This window comes from Alteromonas sp. ABE4_545, assembly GCF_056161325.1.
Map to the genome: position 1 here is coordinate 120,761 of NZ_JBSWYY010000011.1, position 9,102 is coordinate 129,862.

At 46.3% G+C, this 9,102-nt stretch carries 6 protein-coding genes; all 6 read right to left on the reverse strand.

Annotation, left to right across the window (positions count from 1 at the left end):
• Positions 1-36: 36 nt before the first annotated feature.
• Positions 37-2,943, reverse strand: coding sequence for a TonB-dependent receptor (locus tag ACXAH6_RS12045; protein ID WP_474877144.1), 2,907 nt, complete (start codon positions 2,941-2,943; stop codon positions 37-39).
• 188 nt (positions 2,944-3,131) lie between these two features.
• Positions 3,132-3,623 carry a hypothetical protein gene (locus tag ACXAH6_RS12050; protein ID WP_474877146.1) on the reverse strand — a complete coding sequence of 164 codons (492 nt, stop codon included), beginning with the start codon at positions 3,621-3,623 and terminating at the stop codon, positions 3,132-3,134.
• A 137-nt stretch (positions 3,624-3,760) separates the two neighbouring features.
• Positions 3,761-5,356: a serine hydrolase gene (locus ACXAH6_RS12055; RefSeq protein ID WP_474877148.1), complete on the reverse strand. Its 1,596-nt coding sequence runs from the start codon at positions 5,354-5,356 to the stop codon at positions 3,761-3,763.
• 71 nt (positions 5,357-5,427) lie between these two features.
• Positions 5,428-6,183: an SDR family oxidoreductase gene (locus ACXAH6_RS12060; protein WP_474877158.1), complete on the reverse strand. Its 756-nt coding sequence runs from the start codon at positions 6,181-6,183 to the stop codon at positions 5,428-5,430.
• A gap of 12 nt (positions 6,184-6,195) precedes the next feature.
• The gene (locus tag ACXAH6_RS12065) at positions 6,196-6,774 is read right to left on the reverse strand and encodes a thymidine kinase (RefSeq protein WP_474877150.1); all 579 of its coding nucleotides are present in this window, start codon (positions 6,772-6,774) and stop codon (positions 6,196-6,198) included.
• Positions 6,775-6,781: 7 nt separating this feature from the next.
• Positions 6,782-8,806: a putative bifunctional diguanylate cyclase/phosphodiesterase gene (locus ACXAH6_RS12070; protein ID WP_474877151.1), complete on the reverse strand. Its 2,025-nt coding sequence runs from the start codon at positions 8,804-8,806 to the stop codon at positions 6,782-6,784.
• Positions 8,807-9,102: the final 296 nt, after the last annotated feature.

The window sequence follows — 9,102 nt, forward strand, 5'->3', positions numbered from 1 at the left end:
GACTGAGTCGGCGAGGCCTTGACTTCACACGGGATCTTAGTAGAACGAGTAATTCACGTTCAACATATACGCTGGACCATATTGTCTGCGGGCTGTCACTATGCCCACGTCATTGGTAGACTCTTCATCTACGTCGGTCAAATTGGTGCCTTGGAGTGAAATACGCAACCCCTGAAGCGCCTCTATGCTTGAGTCTGAAAAGTCGTAACTTATCTGTGCATCGACGAGTGTTACGCCCTCTCGGGTGGCTTCTGAAATCTTGTTAGAACCACCGCGCTCATATGTGGAAAAGTCGGAACGTTTAGTGCCGGCAACGCGTATTTCAAAACCGTTCATTTCGTAATAGGCGGTAACAGAAAACACTTCGTCTGATTGACCTGGGATACTGCTTCCATCATCAAGTTCAGAGTCAATGTAAGACGCTGATGCCGCTACACCAAAGCCGTCCAGCGCATCTGCCAGCAGACTAAAGGGAACATTCGCCGTTAACTCAACGCCTTTTACTTCACCTTTTAAGCCGTCTTCAAAGAAAGAGAAGTAGCCATAGTCAGGCGGCGTCACGTAGTCTCCTACGTCGTAATAGGTATCGAGAGGGCCATAGGTGCCGGCGGTATCCACCACGCGATCGTGGAACCCTGCGATAAAGTAGTTGGCGCCCTCGTTCGTTTCGTCATTAGTGAAATTGATCAGTTGACGACCATCTCGTGTCCAATTCACCAGATCTTTATAGAACAAGCTGATGGCAACGTAACCCTCATTTTCGAAATAGCGTTCATAAGACAGGTCTACGTTGTTAGACTCAAGCGGTCGTAAGGTTGGCGAACCTTGGAATTTAGACCAAGGAGTCCCGTACTGTTCAACGGCTGCTTCTGAGTTTGGGATCGTAATTAGGTCGATATTTTGGTCAAATTTAACAAAGCCAGATGCTTTCATTTGGTCAATACGAGCGCGACTAATGGTTTTTGACGCAGCGAAACGCAGATACTGGTTTTCAGCCACTTCCATATTGATATTCACGCTAGGCAAGTATTTAGTGTACTTGTCTCCTCCACTTACTGCACATTCCGACGGGTCGGGAGAGCATACGGTGGCGTCTGAGTCGACAATGGCGATGTAGCCGTCAGAAGATTGGTCGGTACGCACAACTTGTAAGCCGACATTACCAAATACATACATATCACTGAATTCGGTTTCAAAATCACCTTTGATAAACGCAGAGGTGACGGTTTCGTTGACCACGTAGGTATCGCCGAGTCTGTCTGGCTCTAATCCCGCTGCTGGCGTTTGAATATAAGTGCCATCTTGGTACGGCGCGTAGCCATCATAAGCCACTACCATGCCAAGTCCGGCCCAAGTTAGGTCGGCCAACCCATAGCGATAGGCTTCGGGGATCAAACCATCAACGGCGCCCGTACCATCGCCAAACGGATAAGTAGGAGCAGTAGCGAAATAACCGTTATTAATTTTTGATTTTTCACGATCACTGTAGAACAAACCGCCTGATACTTCGACGAAAAAGCCGTCGCTCATCAGGTGATTTACGGTAATTTTTGCCGTAGTGAGTGATTCATCAAAGGTGGCGGAATTTAAGAAACCATCTTGTGCATTGAGGTAACTGTATGGATTGCCATTCGCTTGCAGCACGTTGGAGGCAAAAAAGTCAGCTTGAGAGGCTAGAGAGCCACCCCAAACTTGGGGGCCGGTGAGTTTTATGGCGTCCCAATCGCTGAAGTCCATACCTGATATACCGGTAAAATAAATACCGTCGGCGCTCATGGTGTAATCGCGTGTGCCAAATTGGTCTGAAGTGAGTGAGCCAGAACGACCGAGGCCAGCGTAAGATTCACCTCGTGTGTCTTTTTTATTTGACTCACTGTTGGCTATATCAACTACCACCGACCAGTCGTCGTTGAGCTGATACTCTACGTTTAACCCAAACGTGGTTAATTCACCTAAAATCTCTTTCGGGTCGGTACGCAACACGGGGTTCGCATTAATTTGTTGCCCACTGTTATCGATACCAGAGCCACTGGTTACATTGGCGGAAAACGGCTCAATAAAGCCTCGTAGCACGCCAGAATCGCTATAGTCGATGTATAAACCGTCGACAATAATATTTAATTTGTCATTGGGTTGGTATTGAATTACGCCCGAAAAAGTGTCGCGTTCTAGTACCGACGAAATAGCAAATATGTCGAGGCCGGTTGGTACATAAGCGCCGCTGGCATCCGAGTAGCCCCACACGCCATATTTGCGTTCATTAGTGGGCGATTCGGTTGAGGCGATGGCCAATGCAATACCAAGCGTATCGTCGGCAAATTTTTCCACGAAGGACAACGCATATCTGTGGCCTTTATCATCGAACTCTGGGTTGTCAGATTGACGCCCGTTCATTTCGTAAATCCCGTTTAGGGTCAAGGTTTCTGAGGCCTGAAGTGGGCGTACCGTTTGGAGATCGACAGTGCCCCCAATGCCGGTTGTTGTTAATGTTGCGTCGGAGGTTTTGTAGATCACCGCTCCTGTCATTATTTCTGACGGATACAGGTCGTACTCCACACCTCGGTTATCACCAATGCCAATGAGTTCACGGCCGTTGAGTGATGTACCGACAAAATCTTCCTTAAAACCACGTACAGAAATACCAGACGTTCGTCCTCCTCTGCGCTCGCCAGCTAGGCCGGGAAGGCGAGCAAGAGATTCTGCAATTGATGAATCTGGCAATTTACCAATGTCTTCGGCTGAAATTGCTTCAACAATTGACGAGTTATCCATTTTGATAGCTTGTGCACGAATTAATGAACCGCGAATACCTTTCACATCGATGACTTCAACGTTACTGGTATCGGGATTACTATTTTGTTGTGCAAAAACCAGACTGGATGACAATGCTGCTGAAACGGCAATCGACAACATCGCTGGTTTAAAGGTTGGGAATTTGCTCATAAGTGTGCCCCGAATCGATTAAAAAAGTGTACTTGTGTTACACAAATGTAAAATTAGTCAAGATTGGGGTAATTGCAAGATAATAGCTTAATCAATTAAGTTTTGTTTTTAAGTGAAGGATTTTGCTGGGGTTTTATTTGTGCTTAATGGTTAAAGCTTGGGGTGGGGTAGTAGGGGGAACGCAGCGATTAATAAAACATGGAAGTAATTCTCGCCGTGCGCTTAATTAGCGCAATATCTTTTTCCGACCACTCGATTGGTTTGCCAACAGCTTCACAGCAAATGACGCCGATCGGTTGAAATTGCTGATGAAACACAAAATCAAGCAGTGAATAAATATCATTAGCCGGAAAGTAATCTTTATTAAAACAGCGAGTTGCGTCATGACTACGGGCATCAGAAGCAACCACAATCTCGTTGTTTACTACTGCCGAAAAATACTCAGGGTAATCGGCCTCCCTTAATATTATCTCGTCAAATTCGAGAGGAGTGCCGTGGTCGAGTAATATCAAACATGATATCTCTGTGCGCTCGGCATTAAAACACCACAGGCTCACCCTGTTGGCGGTGTTAACTGACGCCGCAATCGTCTGACAAATCGCTAAGTGCTTGTCTTTGTCACTGAGAGATTGGCGGCTTAACTTGATGGTTAAATCAGTGAGGGGGTCGATATCTAACATAGAAAGATTAGGTCAATCGCAATTACTTAAAAGTAATCACATCAAGCTGGTTTCGCAAGTTATTGCGGGCAATCTTCAACTATTTGATAAGGTTTATGACGGAATTTCCGCACATTTCGCGGCTGTTTACGTAGTTATCATTCCTTTTGCTCAGCTTTGACAAAGGTAATATCGCTATAATAGTGATACAAAGGAATGTCGAGTTGAAAAGGCGCGAGCGTAAAATGACTCACGTTACCGTTGGGAGACACGGTGAAATCGGCAAAATGCGGCGCTGAGGCATTGCGATTGTCCCATTCTATTTTCCAGCGATCGCCGTCGAATGGCACCAGTCTGCCTTTCATCATTGGCATCTTGGTTAAATGAATACGCAGTGGACTGCCATTGCTAATTACGGCGTCGCCAAACCATTCAGTATGGTACACGCCGACGTAGCGTTCGGCAGGCCTGATTAGCTTTCCTGTTCCTTGGGGAGTCGGGTGGTTTTGCACATATCGGGCAATGCGGTCAGTGCGACTTTCGAGGGCCATGCTAACCCAGTCTTGGGTGTCGTCGGGCGCAATCACACCATGTAGGAAGGTTTGCGTTATTGCTTGGCGAGCGCCTGAGTTGGACCCATTGTTTAATACTACAATGCCGGTTTGGTAATCGGGAATAAATGCTACGTAAGATTGAAACCCAGATAGGGTGCCAGTGTGGGAAATAACCTGTGTACCCAGTACGTCTGAAAGTCGCCACCCAAGCGCGTATTGCTTGAAATGGGTATGGTTCCACTTTTTGTCGTTAGCACTGATAGGGAGCAGAGTTCGGGCTGACAATAGGGTGTTTATGCTGGCTTTCGATACGCCGAGTTGATTACCAGACGTCACGTGTTCACTTTCATTCTCACTTTGAAGCCAGAAGTCTATCCATTTAAGCATTGACCTAGCATTACATACCACGCCGCCGGCCGCCGACGAGACTAAAGGCTCTGAAGTAATTGCGTTACGAGGGATAGGCACAAAGCCTTGGGCGGTATCATAGTCATAAGGGCGTGCAGCTTCAGCAGCAATGTTAAGTGGTACAGCACCAGCAAAACAAGGCATGCTTAGTGGGCGCATAATATGGGTATCTACCCAGTTGCCCCATTCTGTGCTGGCTTCCTTGGCTACCACTTGTCCTGCGGTGATGTACAGTACATTACTGTAACCATATTGACTGTGGAAAGGAGCTTGTGGCGTGAGATTTTTGAGGTTTTGTACAACTTCATCTCGGCTAAATCCCGACGGTTCAGGCCACAGCATGCTGTCACCAGCGCCACCTGCAAGGCCACTGTTATGGGTCAGTAAATCGATTAGCTCAAAGGCTCTGGATGCGTAAGGATCAGACAGTGCAAAATTGGGCAGTACGGCTTCTACTGGGGTGTGCCAAGTGAGATTAGGATTTTGCTCCAGTAACATCGCCATCGATAACGCAGTAAATGCTTTACTGGTAGAGCCTAAGCGAAAGTAAGTGTCGGGGCTGACAGGTGTTTGTGAATCGACATCAGCAACGCCAAACCCTTTCAAATAGGAGATATGACCATTTTTAATAATGCCAATTGCCATACCCGGAGTGTGAAAGGTCTGTAGAGCTTGTTCGGCTGCGTTATCTATGCGCTGTGCTAGGCGGTCATGCTCAAGGTGTTCGCTCAATCCCTGTGGGATAAAGCCCACATAGCTGCATATAAACAAAAAGAGTGTGAAGAAGCGCATAGTCGTCCATGTTGAACAAGGTATATCTACTGTCCTTAGACTATGCGCAGATGTCAAGAAAACACAATAACTTAGCTAAATTTCCTGAGAAACTTCAACGGTGCGATTTTTAAAACAGGCCAAAATACTCGCCAAGGCCAAGCCGGAACATAGGCATTAGCAGGAGCTTTTTCAATGGCATTCACTATGGCCTTACAGCCTGTTTGAGTGTCGACAATAAAGGGCACGTTTTCGACATCTTTGTTGATATCGGTGCGAATAAAACCCGGGTGAATGGTGGTCACTTTAATGGGCGTATTAATCGTGTCAATGCGAATGCCTTCGGTAAGCGCGGTTAACGCGGCTTTAGAGGCGGCATAAACAGTTAGCGCTCTGCGAAAACCGCGTACGGCGCTAATCGATGAAATGGTAATCAGATGCCCATGGTTTTGGGCTCTAAATCGCATCATAGCGGCTTCACACTGCGCTAATGCGGAAACAAAGTTTGTGTATGCGGTTGCTTTATTGGCGTGAAAATGCCCCGTACCTACAGAAGCACCTTTGCCAATACCCGCATTCACAATGATTTTATCAATAATACCGAACAACGACATAAACTGTTCAAACACTGAAAATACGGCATCGTGATCGTCGACATCTAGCGATAAAATTTCAACGCGAATGTTAGGGTTAAGCGCGAGGCATTCTTCCTTGGTAGTGTTCAGAGCTGGCAAGCGCCGTGCACACAATGCGAGATCATAGCCTCGTTGGGCAAAGATCTTTGCCATGCCTTTTCCTAACCCTGCGCTTGCGCCAGTGATTAAGACCACTTGTCTTCGATTGGTCAGCGTCATGTTGTTCTAACCCCACACGAGCTCTTTGAAGTGTTTGCGACACATTGATTCGTATGTATCATTGCCACCAATTTGAACTTGGTCACCTTGTGTTACGGCTTTGCCGGTTTCATCTAAACGCACCACAAAGTTGGCTTTACGGCCGCAATGACACACGGTTTTTAGCTCGAACAACTTGTCTGCCCACGCCAAGAGATAGTGGCTCCCCTCAAAGGTTTCTCCCAAGAAATCCGTACGTAAACCATAGGCCAAAACCGGCACGTCGAGTTCGTCGACCACATCGACTAATTGTCGAACTTGTGTTTTTGTTAAAAATTGAGACTCATCAATGAACACACAAGACAATGGTGCGTCTTGATGTAGCTTTTGCACGGCATCAAAAATGTTGTCGTCTTTGGTGTATAAGTGGGCTTCTGATTGCAAGCCGATGCGAGAGGTGACCTTGCCAATCCCATAACGGTCGTCAAGTGCAGCGGTAAAAATAACCGAACGCATGCCTCGTTCGCTGTAGTTGTAAGCTGATTGGAGAAGAGAAGTCGACTTTCCCGCATTCATCGCGGAATAATAAAAATAGAGTTGTGCCATGAAATATTTATTCTGATTTTTGTGTGTAATACCAATTGATGAGGCCTTCTATTTCCAGAGGTTTGGAATAGAAGTATCCCTGTAAGCAAGTGACACCCATTGAAGACAGCCTGTCGGCGTGAGCTTGCGTTTCAATGCCTTCTGCCACGGTTTGACAGCCAAATTCTTGGGCCATCAATAAGGTTGCTCTTATAATTGTATCACTGCCTTCTTCTAAGTTTTGAACAAAAACCCGGTCAATTTTGATGTGGTCGAAGCTAAGCAACTGCAATTGACTCAGTGACGAAAATCCGGTGCCGAAATCGTCAATAGCAATTTTAATATGGCGCTCTTTCAGCGCGTTAATTTGTTTATTGAGTTGGGCTTTATCGTCGGCAAAAATTGATTCAGTAATTTCCAAATGTAAGCGCTCTGGCGATAAACCCGAGGTGGTCAGCACATTGTCGATCACCTTAATAAACCCTTCATCCATGAGTTGTGGCACCGATACGTTAACCGACACGCCAACATCATCAAGAGGCCATTGAGCTGCATCTATACAGGCGCGATGTAGCACCCAAGTGCCAATTTCATTAATTAATCCGGCTTTTTCGGCCAGCGGAATAAAGGTGTCTGGGCCGACTAGTTGGCCTTGAAACTGCCACCGAATCAGGGCTTCCACGGCCCATAACGAACCGTCTTTGGCGTTAACAATAGGCTGATAAACAAGATAAAACTCTTTGTTTTCTATCGCGTTCTTCAACCCTTCTCTCAATTCTTGCTCTTGTTTGAGCTTTTCGAAGATCTCTTGAGAATACACCCCGACCGTGCCACGTTGAGCGCGTTTTTGTTCATACATAGAGAGGTCGGCTTGCTGTACTAAATCTAGAGCTTTGCTGCCGTGGTCAGGGTAGAGGGCTATCCCAATTGTGGCATCCAAGGAGATTTGGTTTTCCATTGCAACGATGGGGTTGGTAATACTACTGCGAGCGGCTTGCGCAACGGCAATAGCGGTATCGCGATTAGCATAAGGCAATACGATCACAAATTCGTCACCGCCCCAACGGGCTAGGTGGTCACTTTCACAAAAACGCGTGAGTCGGTTAGCAATTTCAGCTAAAACGATATCACCAACCTGATGACCCAAACCGTCGTTTACTTGTTTGAACCCATCGAGGTCGATAAACAGTACCGCTAAGCTGTGGTGGCCTTGGGCGCTCATTTTTAGCATATTGTTGAGGTGACGAGTAAAGCCAGCTCTGTTCATTAATGAGGTAAGCGGGTCGCGATTCGACAAACGATGTATGGCGTCTGTTCGGCGTGTTACTTCTTCTTCTAACGTAGCGTTTGCCTGATCAAGTTTTAGGTTGCTTTCTCTTAACTCGGCATTAACGCGAGTGGTTTCGTTGCGCTCTTCACGCATAAGTGCAACGAGTTGGTCATTTTTGTGTTTGATGGCAATGGCGCTGGCGACAAACTCATAGGCTTTAATGGAAGCCATAAGCATGGCGACCCAAAACAACAAGCCCAAATAGCCAATAACTTCGAAGTCTGGTCGCTCGTCTAAAATTGCCAGTAGCGATAATGGCAATATCATTGCCGAGCAATAATAAACCGATACCAGCCTGCTTGGCGCTAATACGGTCGCGGCTCCACCGGCCATCGCCGAGACCACGACCATGGTGGTTGCCAATTCCATCACGCTCATATCGTCGTATAGTTGCGTGGTGTAAATACCCCAAATTATTGTCGTAAGTACTGTGCCAATAATAAAGCGCAAGTAAGCTTGGTTTGGGTTGTATTCAACGTCCTTTAGCCGAATTCGCCAATAAAAGGTGTCGCCAAGTCGCAGTACAAGAACGCCGACCATAACGAGCCAAATAGAGACTTTTAAGTCGTGACCAAAGGTATTATTAAAACCGAATACGAGAGCGCTTAAGCTGATGATAGTGACTAACAGGCCATTGAGCGCATTGGAGTAGAGTAGATCGACGGCATCTCGCTTAGATTGAACTTGCAAGTCAGAGTGCGTGCGAGAAATACGGCTAAGCAAACGAGCGCCCCTTTAATAATTGTTATCGACCCATCACTGAAAATACATCATAAATGGCGCTTTTACCAAGCGTATTTGGCCCAACTGTGACATTTTGAGTAGTCGGTTTTAAACGCGAAACATAAAAAAGGCGGCTAAGTAGCCTGTCTCTTATACACAAATCCCCGCTAAGAAATTAGTGGGGATTTTTTTGAACATTATCTCTTCACTCTGATCAGATCTTGTAACTTGGTTGTGAGAGTAAATGATGATGGAAATTGCACAGTGGTCTAATAATACTTTTGGAAAAGCCAATT

What these genes read in the sequence shown, in the direction of transcription:
- ACXAH6_RS12045 (WP_474877144.1), bottom strand. Translation starts at nt 2,943, where the DNA reads ATGAGCAAATTCCCAACCTTTAAACCAGCGATGTTGTCGATTGCCGTT.
- ACXAH6_RS12050 (WP_474877146.1), bottom strand. Translation starts at nt 3,623, where the DNA reads ATGTTAGATATCGACCCCCTCACTGATTTAACCATCAAGTTAAGCCGC.
- ACXAH6_RS12055 (WP_474877148.1), bottom strand. Translation starts at nt 5,356, where the DNA reads ATGCGCTTCTTCACACTCTTTTTGTTTATATGCAGCTATGTGGGCTTT.
- ACXAH6_RS12065 (WP_474877150.1), bottom strand. Translation starts at nt 6,774, where the DNA reads ATGGCACAACTCTATTTTTATTATTCCGCGATGAATGCGGGAAAGTCG.